Here is an 18,250-nt window from a genome sequence, read left to right on the forward strand (position 1 = left end):
GGTGCGCTATCCGATCTGCCGCTCGCGGCCTTCCCAATAGGGTGCGCGCAGTTCGCGGCGTAAAATCTTGCCCGACGGATTGCGCGGCAGCGCGGGGATGAAATCGACCGACTTGGGGCATTTATAGCCCGCGATCCGTGTCCGCGCCCAAGTGATGATCTCGGCTGCGTCGGCGGTCTCGCCGTCCTTCAGCACGACGCACGCCTTCACCGCCTCGCCCCATTTTTCGTCGGGGACGCCGACGACCGCGACGTCGGCGACGGCGGGATGGCCGTAGATCGCATTCTCGACCTCGGCCGGATAGACATTTTCGCCGCCCGAGATGATCATGTCCTTCACCCGGTCGTGGAGGTAGAAATAGCCGTCCTCGTCGGTGTAGCCGGCGTCGCCGGTGCGCAGCCAGCCGTCGCCGTCGATCGTCTCCTCCGTCGCCTCGGGCCGGCCCCAATATTCGCGCATGTTGGCCTGCGCGCGGATCGCGATTTCGCCGATTTCGCGCGGGGGCAGGGCGTTGCCGCTGCCGTCGATCACCCGCATCTCGACCCCGCGCAGCGGTTTGCCGACCGAGCGCATCCGTTCGTTGCCCGCCGGGTCGTGATCCTCGGGGGGCAGCGCGGCGATGGTGCCCGACGTCTCGGTCATCCCGTACATCTGAACGAAACCGCACTGGAAGATGTCGATGCACTGGCGCAGCAGGTCGAGCGGGATCGGCGAGGCGCCATAGGCGATATGGCGGAGCCGCGAGAAATCGACCTCGCGGGCGCGCGGCTGGTTGACGATGATCTGCATCGCCGCGGGGACCATGAAGATTTTCGAGATGCCATGCGCCTCGATCAGGTCGAGCACCCCGCCGGGGTCGAATTCGCGGGTGATGACGCCGGTCGCGCCATTGGTCATCACGGTGATGCCGTAACCGGTGCCGCCGATATGGAAGCTGGGCATGGCGACGAGCCCGACGTCGTCTTCGTCCCAGCGCTCCCAATCGGCCTGAAGCGCGGGGTCGCGGTCGAGCCGCGAGCGCAGCACCGACCCGTTGGTGAGCACCGCGCCCTTGGGTTTTCCGGTGGTGCCCGAGGTGTACATCTGGATCACCGCGTCACTTTCGCCGCGCGCGATATCGGGGTCGGTGTCGGCAAAACCGTCGCGCCAGCGGCTGTAATCGGGAAAGCCGCTCGCCGCGCCTTCGGTCGCGATGACATGGTCGATGCCGGGAAAAGTATCCCGGTTTGTCGCGACCAAATCAGTGAATTCGGGGCCGACCAGCAGGAAACGCGCGTCGCAATCGGCGATGATCCACGCGATCTCGGGCACCGCGAGGCGCCAGTTGACCGGAGTCATCACGCCGCCGGCCTTGGCCACCGCCATCACCGCCTCGAAATAGAGATCGCTGTTCTTGCCGAGATAGGCGACGCGGTCGTCGGGTTTCAGCCCAAGCGCGATCAGTCCGTTCGCGGCGCGGTTGCTGTTCGCGTCGAAGTCGGCATAGCGCGTTGCGCGGCCTTCAAAATGGAAGAGAATCTTGTCGGGCCGTTCGTGCCCGTTCCGCCGCGCGACGTCGGCGACGCGCTCGAATGCTGCGACCTTTTGCGTCACCTTTGTCCCGCTCCCTTTATGCGCGCCCTTCGCCGAGCGCCTGCCGGTAGAGCATGGAGTCAGCCGCGTAGAAATTGCAATGGAAACCCGACGGGACGCGGAACGGTATCTGCACCATCGCGACCGGACCCGCCGCGATGTCGAGCGCGTCGAAGATCGCGAGTTCGCTCGTCGCGGCGCCGGCGCGGTGGACGAGCGTCATCGCATAACCGTCGCCCTCGCCTTGCGCGCCGACCCTGGGCGCGAAGACCATCTCGCCGCACGAGGCGCCGTTGCCGAAATGATAATAGTCTTCCTGGCCGCTCACCGTGTCGAACCGCAGCACACCGTCCATTCCCTCGGCGCGGCCGTCGCGGCTGTTCAAGTTGATGTTGGCGAAGCTGTGGCGCGAGGCGCGCGTCATGAAGCGGTCGTCGGGGCGCGGGAACTGGATGTCGCGGTCGTTGAGCGTTTCTTCCTTGATCCAGGTGCCGTTGCCGTTGGTGCCCGGATCGATCGTCCAGCGGCGCAGGCTTTGCTGGGTGTCGCCATGCGTCCGTTTGACCCCCGTCTCATCGGGGAACAGCGCGGTGCCGTTGGCGGCGGCGACATCGGCGACGATCTTGCCGTCCTGTTCCCAGGCGTTGAGTTCGTGGAACATGTGGCGCGGTTCATAGTCGAACCATCGGATATCGCTCGCGCTGCCTTCGCGCGGCATCATCCCGAATTTTGTCGGACGGCCGTTGACCCAGGCGGTCATCGGGCCGCCCTTCATGAAGCGACCCAAGTCGGCGTCGATCGGAATGACCGGGAAAACGACCCAGTTTTCGGTCAGGAAAAAGGTGTGCATCAGCGCGTTGTGCGGCATGTCGATGACTTCGGCCTTGCGGACGCTGCCATCGGCGGCGATCACGTCGTAGCGCATTTGCGGGGCGCCCATCGGGCCATTGATCGCCATGCCGATGTTGATCAGTTCGCCGGTAAAATGGTCGATCTTGGGATGGGCGGAGAAGGTGGTGGTGATCGTCCCGCCATAATGTTCCTCGCCCAAAGTCTCGAGCGTGCGCGGGTCGAGTTGGACCGCCGGCGCGCCTTCCATCAGGGCGAGCAGCTTGCCGCCATGGACGATGATGTTGGTGTTGGCGGTGTTGTAGCGCTTGCCGGCGACCGAGGGATCGGCGGTCATCGGGTTGCCGAACAGCCCGAACAGGCGCTTGCCCGCCGCTTTCTCCAGCTCGAATTTCTCGGTCCGCACCCAGCGGTTGAGCATCGCCGCGCGGCCGCCTTCGATGTGGAAGGCATAGACCATGCCGTCGCCGTCGAACCAGTGATACTCGCCCTCGCGCGTCGGATAGAGCGGCTCGGGGCCGTTGCGATAGAAGACGCCGACGAGGTCGGCCGGAATCTCGCCCTCGACGATCAGGTCGGGGGCGGTGCCCTCGAACCGCACCGGCTGGTGGTGTCCTGACAGATAGGGATGGTCGAAAAAGGCCTGGGTCATCGCTGGTCCTTTTGCGGTTCGCTGGGCTTGATCGAACAAGGGGCGGTGCAACGCGCCGCCCCTTGCTCCCCCTTTCTTCCCGCCGTGCCCGGGGCGGGAAGTTTCAATCCGTCAGAAACGGAAGCCCAGTTCGACCCCATAGGTGCGCGGTTGCTGCGCCGCGCCGAAGGTGAAGAGCCCGGCGACCGGCAGGGTCGATGACAGCCCCTTGTGGTTGGTCAGGTTGCGCCCGAACAGCGACATGCTGACCTCGCGATCGTCGCCGAGCAGGAAGGTATAACCGATCTGCGCCGACAGGTTTTCGCGGTCCTCGGTGAAGCAGCGGTTGTCGTTGGTGACCGCGCCGGGGGTGATCGGCTTGTTGGGCGCGATGCAGGTGGCATATTTGCTCTGGTACCGCAGCAGCGTCGAGGCGTCGAAGCGGCCCGACCCGATCTCCTTGCTGTAGTTCAGCCCCGCCGACCATGCGAATTTGGGCGCGCGGCGCAGCGTCAGCGTCGAGACGTCGTCGGGGATGCCATCCTGCGCGCTGCCCAGGGTCAGGCCGACGACATCGTTGAAGAAATTCTTGTAATTGGCGTCGGTGTAGCTGAACGAAGCGTTGAAGCTGAACGCGTCGGACATTTGCGCGATGATCTCGGCCTCGAACCCCTTGATGTCGGCCGACGACGCGTTGCGCACCACGGTTTCCTGCGGGCTAGACGATCCCGGCGGCGAGGGCTGGACGACCTCTTCCTGCTTGTTGTCATATTTGGTGTAGTAGAAGGCGAGGTTGGTGCGCAGCGTGCGGTCGAGCCAGTCGGCCTTCAGCCCGACCTCATAGGCGTCGACCGTTTCGGGCTGGTACGGCCCGAGCGAGGTCGGCGACGCCGCGCGGCCGTTGAAGCCGCCCGAGCGGAAACCGCGCGAGAAGGAGGCATAGGCGAGCTTGCCGGGTTCGAAGGTATATTCGGCATTGGCGCGCCAGGTGAACTTGCCGAAGCTGTCGCTGCCCGAACAATTGTTGGCGGGGCTATAGGCGGGCAGGACGACCCCCGGCGCAGGGCTGATCGTGCCGGTCACCGCGACGCATGTCGTGCCGTCGAAGGTCGGCTGGGTGATCCGGACGAGCGCGCCGATGCGGCCGTAATTGTTGAAGATCGTCTTTTTGTCATCGGTATAACGGGCGCCGAGCGACACTTTGAACTGGTCGCTGAGCTTGATCTGCGCGTCGGCGAAGCCGGCGTAGGATCGTGCGCTATGATCGACATATTGGCGCAGCACCGCCGTCGATCCGCCACCGAGCACGACGCCGAAGTTCGTCGACTGGTCGAGCGTGTAGCCGCTGTCGAAATAATAGCCGCCGACGAGCAGGTTCACCATGTCGAAATCGGCCAGCAGGCGAAGCTCCTGGCTGAACTGGTGATATTTCTGGTTGCGCTTGGTTTCGAAGAAATTCGCCGAGCTGCCGTCGAAATCCTGCGTCACCGACTCCTTGTTCTTGATATAGCCGGTCACCGAGGAAAGGGTGATGGCGTCGCTGAGGTCGATGTCGATATTGCCGGTGATGCTGTCGACATCGTTGCGAACCGGCGCGTCGATGTTGCTGAAGGTCGTATACAGACCGCGGTTGGGCAGCAACGAGCGGTTGCACTCGGTCAGCGGTGAAAAGCCCGGTGCACCCGGCGCGGCGCAAATCACGTCGCGGCGGGTTTCGGACAGCGCCGCGGCGATCGTTTCGCCGCGCTCGCGGCTGTGCTGATAGGTGACCTGCGCGGTGATCGCGTCGCTGGGGGTGATCAGCGCGGTGACGCCGCCGGTCAGCGTTTCATATTTGCCCTCGCGGCGGCCCTTGGTGACGTTGTAATAATAGCCGTCGGTCTTGTCGTAATAGCCGAACGCCTTGAGCGCGATGAAGCCGCCGAGGGTGCCGGTGTTGACCACCAGGCGCCCGCGCTTGGTGTCGAAGCGGCTATAGCCGAACTGGCCGCGCACCCCGAAATCGTCGGTCGGTTTGGTGCGGGTGACGTTGATCACGCCGCCGATGGTGTTGCGGCCGAACAGGGTGCCCTGCGGACCGCGCAGGACTTCGAGGCGTTCGAGGTCGAAACTGTCGAGCAGCTGGCCGGTGTTGGTGCCGATGAAGACACCGTCGACAACGACGCCGACCGCGGGGTCGAAGCTCTTCTCGATATCCTCGAAGCTGATGCCGCGGATCGAGATGGCGGCGGCGCTCGGCCCGGCGCCGACAGAGTCGACGACGAGGCTGGGAACGCGGCCGGCGATGTCGCGGATGTCGTCGATCGTCGCCGATTCGAGCGCGGTCTGGTCGAGCGCGGTGACCGCAATCGGGATCGACTGGACGCTTTCGGAGCGCTTCTGCGCGGTGACGACGATTTCGCGGAGCGCGCCGCCGCTGTCGTCGGTGGCGGGGGCGTCCTGGGCGAAGGCCGGCGTGGCGATCGCCAAAGCGACGAGCGAGACCGTGGCGTAGACGGCGGGCAGCATTCGGGCATGCGTGGACATCGGATTTCCTCCCTCTCGTGCCGCCGCATAGGCTCGTCGGTCACGTTGGAAGGCAAGGTCCGCTTTATGCCGGGTTTGAACAATCATCAAAAATATCAGGCGTCCCGCAAAGGCAGGCAACGCGTTGAATTCAGGTTCTTTGTGTCGAGCCTCCGTCGACAAACAGCCCGTGGCCCGACATGAAACGCGCGTCGTCGGAGGCCAGAAACGCGGCGACGTCGGCAATATCTTCGGGCTGGCCAAGCCGCCCGAGCGCCGCCTTGTCGATCCAGTGCTGCTTGAACTGCGGCATGGCGCCAAAGGCGGGCGCGGTCATCGGCGTATCGATCGCGCCGGGCTGGATGCAGTTGGCGGTGATGCCATGGGCACCGACCTCTGCGGCGATCGATTTGGTCATGCCCAGCACCGCGTGTTTCGACGCGCCGTAGGCGGTCATTCCCGCCTCGCCGAAACTCGACATCACCGACCCGATCAGGATGATCCGGCCGTGCGGCGAGCGTTTGAGCAGCGGCAATGCGTCGCGGACGAGCCGGAACACCGCGGTGACGTTGACCGCCATCATCTGGTCGAAAAATTCGTCGCTATGATCGTCGAGCGGCTGCATGCCGGTAATGCCCGCGCAGGGAATCAGGATGTCGAGCCCGCCGAAACGCGCTTCGGCTTCGGCAATGAAATGCGCGTTGGCGCCCGGATCGGTGACATCGGCGACGATGTCGACCTCGCCGGCGCGGTCGGTGGTCAGCACCCGCGCGCCGTCGGCGGCGAGGCGCCTGGCGATCGCCAGCCCGATCCCGGAACCGGCGCCGGTGACGAGCGCGGTGCGGCTTTCCAGACGCCCCGCCATCAGAGCGAACTGCCGCCGTCGATGCGAAATTCGGCGCCGGTGGCAAAGGCGGACTCGTCGGAAGCGAGATAGAGGACGATCGACGAGACTTCTTCGGGCTTGCCAAGCCTGCCGACGGGATGTGTGGCGACGAAACCGGCGTAGAGCGCTTCGGGATCGTCGACCTGAGCCATCACCTTGTCGATCATCGCGGTGTGGATCGCCCCGGGATGTACCGAGTTGCAGCGGATGCCATAGCCTTTGGCGGCATAATGGAGCGCGACCGACTTGGTGAGGTGGGTGACCGCCGCCTTGGCCGCATTATAGCCGGCTAGGTCGGCCTGCGCCCGCACCCCGCACATCGACGACATGTTGATCACCGACCCGCCATGATCCTTCATCTTCGGAATGATGTGCTTGCAGCCGAGAAAGACACCGTCGACATCGACGGCGAATTCGTGGCGAAAGGCCGCGAGCGTCAGGTCCTCGATCGAACCCATGGTGGTGATGCCGGCATTGTTGACGAGGATGTCGATCCGGTCGCAGGGGCCGAGCGCGGCGAGCCAGTCCCCTTCGTTCGACACGTCGAGTTTCACGAAACGCTGTCCGGTTTCGGCGGCCAGCGCCTCGCCCGCGGCGTCGTCGATGTCGGCGATCACGACGCTGGCGCCCTCGGCGACGAAGCGGCGGACGATGTCGAGACCCAGCCCCGACGCGCCGCCGGTGACGAACGCCGTCTTGCCGGCGATCCGCCCGCGTTCCTCTGCCATGCCATCCTCCCTGTTTATGCGGCCACTATCATGCCGCCGGCGACCCGAGGGGACTATTTATTGCGCTAGGTGCGAGCGTGCCGCGCCGCTGTCAGGTCGGATGCGAGGAGAGGCGCCATGGCGGAAAGCTGGGATTACATCGTCGTCGGCGCGGGATCGGCGGGCTGCGTGATGGCCGAACAATTGAGCGCCGATCCCGACGTCCGTGTGCTGCTGCTCGAAGCCGGCGGCCGCAACGACAGCCGCTGGGTCGCGATCCCGAAGGGGGTCGCGAAGCTCGTCACCAATCCCGACCATATCTGGGCTTACGGGGTGTCGCAGCCGCGCGGCGACGGCGGCGCGCCGGGCGAAGTGTGGATTCGCGGCAAGGGGCTGGGCGGATCGTCGGCGGTCAACGGCATGATCTGGAGCCGCGGCGAGCCCGCCGATTATGACGAATGGGAAAAACTCGGCTGCACCGGCTGGACCGGCGCGGCGATGACCGAGGCGTTCCGCAGCCTCGAGGATCATGGGCTGGGTGCGAGCGAAATGCGCGGGCAGGGTGGCCCGGTCGGGGTCGCGCCGAAAATCCACAGCTATCCGCTCGCCGAGACGATGGTGCAGGCGGGGATGGAGATGGGGTTGAAGCCGGTCGACGACCTCAATGCGTCGACGTCCGACCGCGTCGGCTTTTACGCGCACAATGTCCGGCGCGGGCGCCGTGAGAGTGCGGCGACGACTTTCCTCGCGCGGGCGAAGAAGCGGCCGAACCTGCATGTCGTGACGCATGCCATGGCCGAGCGGCTGGTCGTCGAGAATGGACGCGTGACGGGCGTGGAGGCGAAGGTTGCGGGTCAACCGCGCCGCTTCGATTGCGGCGGCGAGGTCATCGTCTGTGGCGGGACGCTCGAAAGTCCGTTGCTGCTGCAGCGGTCGGGGATCGGTCCCGCCGACGTGCTGCGCGCCGCGGGGGTCGAGCCGGTGTTCGATTCGCCCGACGTGGGCGGACGGCTGCGCGAACATCTGGGGTTCAGCATGCCGCACCGGCTGTCGCGCGACGTGGGCAGCAACCGCAGCTTTTACGGCCTCGGCCTGGCGCGGGCGATGGCACAATATCTGCTGACCCGCGGCGGCATCATGGCGACCGGGCCGTTCGAGGTCGGCGCCTTCCTCAACCTGACCAGCCGCGACGGCCGGCCCGATTTGCAGCTCTATCTTGGCGGCTACACCTTCGCGCTCGGCGACGACAAGCATCCGGTGCCGCTCAGCACCATCGACCGCAAGCCGGGGATGACCATTTATGGCCAGTTGCTGCGGCTGACCAGCGAGGGCAGCATCCTGATCGCCGGTCCCGGCAGCGATGCAGCGCCCGATATCAAGCCCAACTGGCTATCGACCAAGGAAGATGAGCGAACGGCAATCGCGGCGGTCCATGCGATGCGACGCTATATGGCGCAGCCCGCGCTCGCCGATCTGGTCGAGCGCGAATTGCTGCCCGGTGCGGCGGTGCAGAGCGACGCCGAAATCCTCGCCGCCTTCCGCCGGCTCGCGACCTGCGGGCTGCACGGGGTCGGTACGTGCCGGATGGGCAGCGACAATCGCGCGGTCACCGACGCGCGGCTGCGGGTCAACGGCGTCGGGGGTCTGCGCGTCGTCGATTGTTCGGTGATGCCCTCGCCGGTGACCGGCAACACCAACGCCCCCGCGATGGCGCTGGCGCTGCGCGCGGCGGGGCTGGTCCGCGAGGATCGGCGGCGATTGCGGGCGGTGGCGTGAAGCGTTGGGCGACGGCGGCTTTGGGGTAGGGAGCGGACGATCCTTACATCCTCCCTGTGGCGAAGCCATGGGGAGGGGGACCGCGCCCGAAGGGCGTGGTGGAGGGGCCGCGAGGTTGTACGACGCCTGCCGGCGTCGGCCCCTCCGTCAGCGCTTCGCGCTGCCACCTCCCCATCGCTGCGCGACAGGGAGGATCTAAACCTCCACTTCCGCCCGAAATCAGATGCTTTGGTTCAAACGGGCTCGCGCTCTTTCAGCCAACCGATCCCGCGGCGCAGCAGGTCGTAAAAGACCGGCAGGTCCCACGCGCAGCGATCGACCGTCGGCCACCAGTCCATCATCGGCTGCAGGTCGTAATGCCCCCGGCAATGGCCGAGCGTGAGGTACAGCACCGCGCCCGCGCCGTGCTGTTTGATGTAGAAGACCGGATAGGTTCCCGGCGCATCCTCGGCCTCGACGAAGCCGGTGCCCGGCCCGGTGCACTCGGTGTCGAGCAGCACATGCAGGTCGCCATGGGTTTCGAGGTGATAAAGTTCGTCGGTGGTCTCGAAGGGTTCGATGCCTTTGGTCAGCGCGTGTTCGGGGTCGGCGACGCGCACCGTATAGGGTTCGATCGCGGGGTGGGTGATGAACTGCGAGCCGAGCAGGTCCATCATCAGCGGCGCCCAGCGCGGCGCGTCCCAGACGCCGGTATCGAGCAGGCGCAGGATCGAATTGGTGCCGTGCAGCGCATACCAGCGCCCGCCGCGCTTCAGCCAGTCGCGCAGCGCCTCCTGCGCCGGCAGCGACGGGGTGACGTCGCAGGTATAGGTGATGAGGATGTCGGCGGCTTCGATCGCGGCGATATTGTCGTAATTTTCGAACACCCGGGTGCGGATGCGCGGGTCCTCGGCGAGCAGCTTGAGCAGTTCGAGCCGCGCGAAATCCATGTCGTGCCACACGCCGCCGCAGATCAGCACGCAATCGATGCGGGGCGGATGTTCGCTGTCGCTCATCGTCGGTCCTCTCCTCCTGTTATGGCGCCATCATGCGGGCATGATCCGCAGGCGTCACCTTGCTGTATTGATAGGTTCCCGTTCGCGCTGAAACTGGCAAGAGGGCAGGCGAGAGGAGAAGCGCGATGCAGCAACGACTGCAAGGCAGGGTGGCTTTGGTCACCGGCGGGACGAGTGGGATCGGCGCGGCGACGGTGCGGCGGCTGGTGGAGGAGGGCGCGCGCGTCGTCTTCACCGGCTCGAACGCTGCGGCAGCGGCGAAGGTCGAAGCCGACACCGGCGCCGTCTTTCGCACCCACCGCGTCGAGGACGCCGCGGCATGGCCCGCGCTGATGGCCGATATTGAGGCCGAATATGGCCGACTCGACATCGCCTTCGCCAATGCCGGGACCGAGGCGGGCGACGCCAGCGTAGAGGACATCGGCATTGATGCGTGGAACCACATCGTCGCGGTGAACCAGAACGGGGTGATGCTGACCGTCCAGCACGCGATCCGCGCGATGGCGAAGAACCCGCAGGGTCCCGCGGGATCGATCATCGTCAATTCGTCGATGAACGCCCACCGCGCGATGGGCAATTATGCCGCTTACTCGGTGACCAAGGCCGCTGTCGTCGCGCTGGTCAAATCGGCGGCGATCCATTGCGCGGGCAAGGGATACAAGATCCGCGTCAACGCGATCCTGCCCGGTGTCGTCGAAACCGACATGATCCGCGGCGTCATCGACCGCGCGCCCGACCCCGTCGCCGCGCGCGCGGCATTCGAGGGCATGGCGCCGATGAAGCGCATGGCGCAACTCGATGAGGTGAGCGCGCTCGTCGCCTTCCTCGCGAGTGACGAGGCGGGTTTCATCTCGGGCGCCGACTATGTCATCGACGGCGCGACCACCGCGGGCATGATGGGGGTTTAACCCCGCTCGATCCGGTACAGCCCGCGATGCTCGCGCGGTTCGCTGCGTTCATATTGCGGCGGCACCGCGATCGTCGCGCCCAGCGCGGCGGCGGCGTGCCAGGGCCAGCGCGGGTCGTAGAGCGCGGCGCGGGCGATCGCGACCATGTCGGCATCGCCGCTCGCGACGATCGCCTCGGCCTGCGCGGCGTCGGTGATCAGCCCGACCGCGATCACCGGCATCGCGACCGCATCCTTGACCCGGCGCGCCAGGGGAACCTGATACCCCGGCGACAGCGCGATCTGCTGCGCCGGGTGCAGCCCGCCGCTTGACACATTGATCGCCGCGCAGCCGCGCGCTTCGAGGGCTTGCGCAAAGGCTATCGTTTCCTCGATCGTCCAGCCGCCGTCGACCCAGTCGGTCCCCGACACGCGGACGGTGACCGGCCCGCCAAAGGCAGCGCGCACCGCATCGAAGATTTCGAGCGGGAAGCGCATCCGGTTTTCGAGGCTGCCGCCATAGGAATCGTCGCGCCGGTTCGACAGCGGCGACAGGAACTGGTGGAGCAGATAGCCGTGCGCGGCGTGGAGTTGCACGGCGTCGATCCCGAGCCGGGCCGAACGCCGCGCGGCGTCGGCAAAGGCGGTGCGGATGCGGTCGAGCCCGGCGTCGTCGAGCGCAAGGGGGGCATTCTCCGTGTCGAGGAAGGGGATCGCCGATGGCGCCAGCGTTTGCCAGCCGTTCGCATCGCCGAGGGCGATCTGGCCGCCGCCGTCCCATGGCTTCGCGGTGCTCGCCTTGCGCCCGGCGTGGGCAAGCTGGATCGCGACGGGGATGTTGGAAAAGCGGCTGATCGACGTCAGCACCCGCGCCATCGCGGCTTCGGTTGCATCGTCGTAGAGGCCGACGTCGGCGTAGCTGATCCGGCCTTCGGGGGTTACCGCGGTCGCCTCGATCGTCAGCGCGCCCGCGCCCGACATCGCCAGCTGGCCGAGGTGGATCAGATGCCAGTCGGTCATGCAGCCATCGTCGGCGGAATATTGGCACATCGGCGCGATGACGATGCGGTTGGGCAGCGATAATGCGCCGATGTCGATCGGGTTGAACAAATGGGCCAAGATCGCCTCCCGCTGATGATGAGATGGGTCGCTCTAAACGAAAATCCGGCGGGACCCATGATCAATTTGCCGAGTATCTTCGGCCGAAGGGAAGACAAGCCCAAGCCAAACTCGCGTGGGCGATAGCAAGACTATATTTCCTTCGCGGGGCGCCGTGATAAGAAGGGCGCACGGGCAAATGCGGACGCCCGTCCAGGCGGCGCGCCGCCCAAGTTCCGCTCCACGGGCCGCATTTTGCGGCAGGAGCGCGCTTGGCATGACGAATCTCGAACCTTCTCCCCCTTCGCTCGGCCTGTTCCGGCTGTTCCTGAAGTTCCTGCGCTTCGGCTTCCTCGCATTCGGCGGGCCGGTCGCGCAGATCGCGATGGTGCGCCAGGCGCTTGTCGAGGAGGAGCGCTGGATCTCCTCGACGCGTTTCAACCGGCTGCTCGCGGTGATGCAGGTCCTGCCCGGGCCCGAGGCGCATGAACTGTGCGTCCATCTCGGCATGGTCGCGCGCGGGCGGATCGGCGGGCTGCTCGCGGGACTGGGGTTCATGCTACCGGGTTTCTTCCTGATGCTGCTCGCCGCCTGGCTCTACGACAGCTGGATCGTCGGCCAGCCGGGGACGGCGAGCATCTTTTTCGGTGTCCAGGTCGTCGTGCTCGCGATCATCCTGCGCGCGGTGCAAAGGATCGGCAGTCATATCCTCGAGGATATGCCGCTCTGGATCATCGCGGGGGTCAGTTTTGCCGCGACGCTCGCCGGGGTGCCGTTCTGGATTCCGCTGCTGGCCGGCGGGCTGGTCTATGCCTTGTCGGCGCGCAAAACGCTTGCCGCGACGGTGCTTGTCGCGGCGGCGGCTCTGACGTGGCTGATCCCGGCATCGAACGGCTTCCACCCTGCAGCGAATGTGGCGGCGGCGGGTCCGGCGACGACGCTCGCCCTGTTCATCGCGGGGCTGAAGGGCGGGCTGCTGACCTTCGGCGGCGCCTATACCGCCATTCCCTATGTGCGCGCCGATACGGTCGGGCGCGGCTGGCTGTCCGACGGTTCGTTCCTCGACGGCGTCGCGCTGGCGGGCATTCTGCCCGCGCCGCTCGTCATCTTCGCGACCTTCGCAGGCTATGTCGCCGGCGGGTTCAGCGGCGCGATCGCGATCACAATCGGCATGTTCCTTCCCGCCTTCGCCTTCTCGATGATCTTTTTCGAGCGGCTGGAGGCGGTGGTCGAACATCCGGCGCTGCACCGCGTGCTGGCGGGCGTTGCGGCGGCGGTCGTCGGGGTCATCGCGGCGACTTTGGTACAGCTCGGCTGGTCGACCGCCGAGCGCGCATCAGGGTTCGTGGCGCCGGTGTTGATCTTCGCGGTCGCGCTGGTTCTGGTGTGGAAATTGAAGGGCAAGTTCGTGATCCCGGCGCTGGTGCTGGCGGGCGGGGTTGCGGGCTGGCTGCTGGGCCTATGAGGCGCGCTCCGCCAGCACGTCATAGTGCCGCCCGAAGCCATAGCGGGTGAAGCGAGCAAAGCCCGCGCCGCGCAGCCGGGCCTCGATCGCCGCCGCGTCGGTCCAGCGGCGGTCGACCTCATAGAAGATCGCGGCGATGCGCGGCAGGTGCGTCGAGGCCGCCAGGGCTTCGATCACGGTTTCCTCATGTCCCTCGACGTCGACCTTGACGACCAGCGGGAAACGTTCGTCGATTGCCGCGTCGACATCGGCGATGCCGAGGATGCGGATCGTTTCGCCGCCCGCGCCGCCGTGGCGCAGGCTGGCCGTGCCGCTGTGCGCGGCGTCGGTGGCGATCGTCGCGGTGCCGGATTCGAGCGAGACCGCGGCATCGACGGCGCGCACTTTTTCGCTGTCGCCGTTGAGCGCGATATTGTCGGCCAGCCGCGCGAACGTCGCGGCGACGGGTTCGAAGGCGGTGACCGTGCGGCAATGCGGATTGGCGGCGGCGATCAGGCTGTACAGCCCCTGATTGGCGCCGATGTCGACGAAAGAAAAGGGGCGGCGCTGGTCCGCCAGATAGTCGGCAAGGACGCGCCCATAGGTGGCATGATAGCAATATTGGAAGGTGCGGTCGCGCCAGTTGGCGCGCATCAGCACGCCGTAGCGGGTGCGCACCGGGTCGGCAGCGGTGCGGCGGAGCGCCGACAACAGCCGGGCGCGCCATTTGGCGAGCGTCTTGAACAGGCCATATTCGATGAAAGCGCCGACGGGCGAGGGGGCGACGAGGCCGGTCATGCGCGCCCCATGAAATCGAGGATTGCGGTCGCTGCACGCTCGGACGACGGGCGCGCGTCGAGGTCGAAGCTGTAAGCGAACTGGTCGCGCTGGCGTTGGCGGTCGGCGGGGTCGAGCAACGGCACCTCTTCGAAGGCGGCGGCGAAATCCTCGAGCGTCTCGACCACCGGACCCGCCCGCCAATGCGCGAAATCCTGATTGCCGCGCCAGGCGTGGCCGCGCGGGTTGAGGAAGACGCAAGGGCGCGGGCGGCGGAGGAATTCATAGACCTGGCTGCTCGCGTCGCCGAGGTAGATGTCGGCGGCGTCGGTATAGGTCATGTCGAGGCTAGCCGGGCTGCCGGTGTCGATCAGCATATGGTCGCGGTCGTAATGCGCCGGATCGGGCAACCGGTTCCAGCCGAGCGCGAAGGGAGACAGCGACGCGGTCACCCGTTTCTGGAACAGCATGACATGCGGCGCGAAGATCAGGTTATACTGGTCGCTCTGCGCGAACCAGTCGAGGATCTGCGGCCCCATGCGGTACCAACTGGACAGCGCGGGCGAAGGGTGCGGATTATAGAGAACGGTCGGCCGGTCCTTGGCGAACAGGCGCGGGCGCGGGCTGCGCGGCGGCAGGTCGAATTTGGGATAGCCGACGATCGCATGGCCGTCCTCGCGCACCAGTCCGGCGTCGGCCAGCCGGTCGCGGATCTTCGCGCCCGACATCAGCACGAGGTCGAACTTGCCGCTCGCCTTGTCGAAGCCTATCGCGCGGTCACCGGCGCCGTGGCGGGTGTGAATCAGCTTGAGATTGTCGAGCCCGAAATGCGTCTTGAGCAGCAGCGAGGTTTTTTCGGGGACGACGAGCGCATCGAGGTCGCGGAAATGGTTGAGGTTGCGGCGAAGGACCGAGAGGCTGTCGGTGGGGAGCGCGCGGCCGCTAGCCCGGTGCGCGGCGCGGGCTAGGCGCGATGCCGGGCGCAGGCGGACGATGTCGGGGCGCGGCCCGGCTTCGCGATCGACGAGGCGTGTCACCTCGGCCTCGCTGCCCGCGGAGACGAGGATGCGGATGTCGGCGCGGTTCGACAGGCGGCGGAGCGCGAGCGCGACGGGGAGGGCGTGGGCGACCTGATGGCCGCCGCCGTGGTTGAACAGGAAACCAATGCGCATGGGGTCAGTCCTTGGGCTTGCGCCAGTCGAGCACCGGCCAGCCGCGCGCGGCGGCGATGGCGGCAAGCCGGGGCGAAGGGTTCACCGCGACGGGTTCGTCGCAGAGGTCGAAGAGCGGCAGGTCGGAGGCGTGGTCCGAAAAGAAGCGGATATGCGCGGCGTCGCGGGCGATGCCGGCGCGCGCGAGGAAAGCCTGAACCATCGCGCATTTGTCGGCGCCGTAGCAGTTGGTGCCGGTGATCGCGGGGACGAGGTGGCCGTCGCGCCACGACGAGCCCGTCGCGACGACGTCGCCGATGCCGAGCCGGCGCGCGAGCGCGGCGGTGTAGAAATGCGGCGCCGCGGTCGCGAGCAGGATGCGGCGGCCGGCGGCGCGTTCGCGTTCGATCAGGGCGAGGCCCTGGCGATAGAGGCCGCGCGCGATGAGGTGCTGTGCGAAGCGATCGGCGAGGCGCGCGGCCTCGCGCTCGGGCAGCGCGCGGCCGAGCGCGACCCGGTGCATCGCCTGCTTCATCCGGCCACGCGGCAGCAGCTTCAGCGCATAAAGCAGCGCGAGCGGCAGCAGCAGCGGCACGAGCAGCAGCCGCCACGGCGCGCGCGTGCGCGCCGCGAAGAAGAGAAAGGGGGTGTAGGTCGGCAGGATCGAGAGGGTGCGGTCGAGGTCGAAGACCGACAGCAGGGCCGGGACCGGCGCGATGACGGCTTGCGGCGCCCGCGCCGCGATATGCATTTCCGCCCGACCCATGGTCTGCTCCTTGTCCGGAGCGAGCCATGGCGGCGGCGGTTATCGCCTTGGTGGGCCGAAGATTTGATTTTGGCCATGTTCGGTATCGCGGCGCGAAGATGACGAAAATCAAATGTTCGAAAGCGTGGCGGTGCGCCGCCCGCTTGCCTAAGGGAAGGGGATGCAAATCCTGGTGATCGAGGACGATGCCCGTGTCGCGGAGCATATCGGCAAGGGGCTGAAGAGCGCCGGCCATGTCGTCACGCGCGAAGCCGATGGCCGTGCCGGGCTGATCCGCGCCACCACCGACGGTTTCGACCTGATCATCGTCGATCGGATGCTGCCCCATGTCGACGGGCTGACGATCGTGCAGACGATCCGCGCAACGGGCGACGCGACGCCGATCCTGTTCCTGAGCGCGCTGGGCGAGGTCGACGAACGCGTTGCCGGGCTGCGCGCCGGGGGCGACGATTATCTGACCAAGCCTTTCGCGATGTCCGAACTGCTCGCGCGCGTCGACGTGCTCGCGCGGCGCGGGCCGGCGATCGTCGCCGAAACGAAGCTCGCGGTCGGCGACCTCGAGATCGACCTGCTCGGCCAGCAGGTGAAGCGGCAGGGCAAGGCGATCGACCTGACGACGCGCGAATATCGCATCCTGACCTATCTCGCGCGCAACGAGGGACGGGTGGTGACCCGGTCGATGTTGCTCGAGCATGTGTGGGACTATCAGTTCGACCCGCAGACCAACATCATCGATCAGCATGTCAGCCGGTTAAGGCAAAAGGTCGATCGCGGCTTCGACGCGGCGCTGATCCACACGGTGCGCGGCACCGGTTATCTGATCCGCGCGGGATGAGCGGCGGGCGCCTGCGACGCGTCCTGCGCAGCCTGACCTTTCGGCTCGGGCTGATCTATGTCGCGCTGTTCCTGACGTCATTGGCCCTGCTGTTCGGCACCGCCTGGTGGATCGGCGTCCATCGCCCGTTGACCGCCGAAGCCGACCGGGTGCGCGCCGAAGCTGCGGCGCTGGTTCGCGTCGACGCGGACGAAGGGCGCACGGCGTTGATCCGGGCGCTCGACCGGCGGCGCGAAGCGGCCGGACGGACGCGCGCCTTCCACGCGCTGGTCGGTAGCGGCGGTGTCGTCGCGACGGCCAATCTGCCGAGCTGGCCGCGCGAGCAGATCGCGGGATGGCAATTGCTGGAGGCCGACCTTTATTTCGAAGGGCAGGAGATCGATTTCGAAGCGCTGGTCGTCGAGCGCCGCCTGGCCGACGGCGCGCGCCTCATCGTCGGGCGCGATGTCGAGGAAATCGACGATCGCGACGAGATGTTCACGCTCAATTCGGCGTGGATGATCGCGATCGCGGCGCTGCTCGCGGTCGGTGGCAGCCTGGCGATGGGCGCGGCGATCAGCCGCCGCATCGACGCGGTGACCCGCACGGCGCGGCGCGTGATGGCAGGCAGCCTGACCGAGCGTATCCCGCTGCGCGGCACCGGCGACGATTTCGATGAGCTGGCCGAAACGCTCAACCTGATGCTCGGGCGGATCGAGGAAGCGGTCGAGTCCGTGCGGCGGGTGTCGGACAATGTCGCGCATGAACTGCGCACCCCGCTGGCGCGGCTTCACGCCGACCTTGACGAACTGCGCACGGCCGACAACGACGCCGAGCGCGAGCGGCTCGCCGAGCAGGCGGTCGCCGAAGCCGAACGGTTGCAGGCGATCTTCGATGCGCTGCTGCGGATCGCGCGGATCGAGAGCGGACGGCATTTCGCCGGGATGAAGCCGGTCGACCTGTCGCTGTTGCTCGCCGACGCGGTCGAACTGCACGGACCCGACGCCGAGGATCATGCCCAGACGATCGCGGCGCGGATCGCACCGGGGCTGACCATCGAGGCCGACCGCAACCTGTTGTTCCAGGCGATTTCGAACCTGCTCGACAATGCGGTCAAATATGGCCGCGAGGGCGGCAGTATCCGCGTCGAAGCCGATAGCGTCGGCGGGCGTCCGCGTATCGCGATCAGCGACAGCGGGCCGGGGATCGCGCCCGCCTATCGCGAGCGGGTGAAGGAACGTTTCTTTCGCCTGCCCGAGACGGCGGGGCGGCCGGGCACCGGGCTGGGCCTCGCGCTCGTCGCGGCGATCGTCGCACTGCACAAGGGCAGCATGGAGATCGGCGACGCCGCGCCGGGGACGAAGGTCGTGCTGACCTTCTGACCCCTATGGTC

At 66.9% G+C, this 18,250-nt stretch carries 15 protein-coding genes; 5 read left to right on the forward strand and 10 right to left on the reverse strand.

The genetic code is table 11. The features are described from left to right. Window positions 1–6: 6 nt before the first annotated feature. The 5 genes from AC3WS4_RS23845 to AC3WS4_RS23865 all read right to left on the reverse strand — a co-directional run bounded on the left by AC3WS4_RS23845 (window position 7) and on the right by AC3WS4_RS23865 (window position 7,171). Complete coding sequence (locus AC3WS4_RS23845; protein ID WP_492740639.1) at window positions 7–1,593, reverse strand: fatty acid--CoA ligase; 1,587 nt, start codon at window positions 1,591–1,593, stop codon at window positions 7–9. Between the two features lie 16 nt (window positions 1,594–1,609). Further along, window positions 1,610–3,073, reverse strand: coding sequence for a carotenoid oxygenase family protein (locus tag AC3WS4_RS23850; RefSeq protein WP_492740638.1), 1,464 nt, complete (start codon window positions 3,071–3,073; stop codon window positions 1,610–1,612). A 111-nt stretch (window positions 3,074–3,184) separates the two neighbouring features. Continuing rightward, window positions 3,185–5,578 carry a TonB-dependent receptor gene (locus AC3WS4_RS23855; protein WP_492740636.1) on the reverse strand — a complete coding sequence of 798 codons (2,394 nt, stop codon included), beginning with the start codon at window positions 5,576–5,578 and terminating at the stop codon, window positions 3,185–3,187. Between the two features lie 130 nt (window positions 5,579–5,708). After that, entirely contained in the window at window positions 5,709–6,422 is a 714-nt protein-coding gene (locus AC3WS4_RS23860) for an SDR family NAD(P)-dependent oxidoreductase (RefSeq protein ID WP_492740635.1), read from the reverse strand. After that, window positions 6,422–7,171 (reverse strand): glucose 1-dehydrogenase, encoded by a 750-nt coding sequence (locus tag AC3WS4_RS23865; protein WP_492740633.1) that lies wholly within the window; start codon window positions 7,169–7,171, stop codon window positions 6,422–6,424. Before AC3WS4_RS23865 ends, AC3WS4_RS23860 begins: the two co-directional genes overlap by 1 nt. 117 nt (window positions 7,172–7,288) lie before the next feature. Between AC3WS4_RS23865 and AC3WS4_RS23870 the strand changes: the two genes are divergently transcribed. Further along, on the forward strand, window positions 7,289–8,926 hold the full coding sequence (locus AC3WS4_RS23870) for a GMC family oxidoreductase (protein WP_492740632.1): 1,638 nt from the start codon (window positions 7,289–7,291) through the stop codon (window positions 8,924–8,926). 233 nt (window positions 8,927–9,159) lie between these two features. Here AC3WS4_RS23870 and AC3WS4_RS23875 read toward each other — a convergent pair whose 3' ends face one another. Next, entirely contained in the window at window positions 9,160–9,921 is a 762-nt protein-coding gene (locus tag AC3WS4_RS23875) for a ThuA domain-containing protein (protein WP_492740631.1), read from the reverse strand. Between the two features lie 125 nt (window positions 9,922–10,046). On the opposite strand from AC3WS4_RS23875, the gene AC3WS4_RS23880 reads away from it, so the two are divergent. After that, the gene (locus AC3WS4_RS23880; RefSeq protein WP_492740630.1) at window positions 10,047–10,829 is read left to right on the forward strand and encodes an SDR family NAD(P)-dependent oxidoreductase; all 783 of its coding nucleotides are present in this window, start codon (window positions 10,047–10,049) and stop codon (window positions 10,827–10,829) included. On the opposite strand, the gene AC3WS4_RS23885 is transcribed toward AC3WS4_RS23880, so the two are convergent. Beyond that, the gene (locus AC3WS4_RS23885) at window positions 10,826–11,926 is read right to left on the reverse strand and encodes an NADH:flavin oxidoreductase/NADH oxidase (protein WP_492740629.1); all 1,101 of its coding nucleotides are present in this window, start codon (window positions 11,924–11,926) and stop codon (window positions 10,826–10,828) included. The genes AC3WS4_RS23880 and AC3WS4_RS23885 overlap by 4 nt on opposite strands. A gap of 256 nt (window positions 11,927–12,182) precedes the next feature. Here AC3WS4_RS23885 and chrA point away from each other — a divergent pair, with 256 nt between their 5' ends. Continuing rightward, on the forward strand, window positions 12,183–13,370 hold the full coding sequence (chrA, locus tag AC3WS4_RS23890) for a chromate efflux transporter (protein WP_187140353.1): 1,188 nt from the start codon (window positions 12,183–12,185) through the stop codon (window positions 13,368–13,370). Here chrA and AC3WS4_RS23895 read toward each other — a convergent pair. From AC3WS4_RS23895 to AC3WS4_RS23905, 3 genes are read right to left on the reverse strand one after another with little or no spacing between them, the layout of a single operon-like run. Next, a complete protein-coding gene (locus AC3WS4_RS23895) occupies window positions 13,365–14,147 on the reverse strand; it encodes an FkbM family methyltransferase (protein ID WP_492740627.1) in 783 nt (260 codons plus the stop codon). The genes chrA and AC3WS4_RS23895 overlap by 6 nt on opposite strands. After that, window positions 14,144–15,298: a CDP-glycerol glycerophosphotransferase family protein gene (locus AC3WS4_RS23900; RefSeq protein WP_492740626.1), complete on the reverse strand. Its 1,155-nt coding sequence runs from the start codon at window positions 15,296–15,298 to the stop codon at window positions 14,144–14,146. The genes AC3WS4_RS23895 and AC3WS4_RS23900 overlap by 4 nt, the downstream gene beginning before the upstream one ends. Window positions 15,299–15,302: 4 nt before the next feature. After that, entirely contained in the window at window positions 15,303–16,043 is a 741-nt protein-coding gene (locus tag AC3WS4_RS23905; protein ID WP_492740625.1) for an HAD family hydrolase, read from the reverse strand. Window positions 16,044–16,203: 160 nt separating this feature from the next. Here AC3WS4_RS23905 and AC3WS4_RS23910 point away from each other — a divergent pair, with 160 nt between their 5' ends. Both AC3WS4_RS23910 and AC3WS4_RS23915 read left to right on the forward strand, forming a co-directional pair. After that, window positions 16,204–16,878: a winged helix-turn-helix domain-containing protein gene (locus AC3WS4_RS23910; RefSeq protein WP_492740624.1), complete on the forward strand. Its 675-nt coding sequence runs from the start codon at window positions 16,204–16,206 to the stop codon at window positions 16,876–16,878. Further along, a complete protein-coding gene (locus tag AC3WS4_RS23915; protein WP_492740623.1) occupies window positions 16,875–18,239 on the forward strand; it encodes a sensor histidine kinase in 1,365 nt (454 codons plus the stop codon). Before AC3WS4_RS23910 ends, AC3WS4_RS23915 begins: the two co-directional genes overlap by 4 nt. Window positions 18,240–18,250: the final 11 nt, after the last annotated feature.

It is taken from the genome of Sphingopyxis sp. EU05-FHT14B03 (assembly GCF_058790875.1).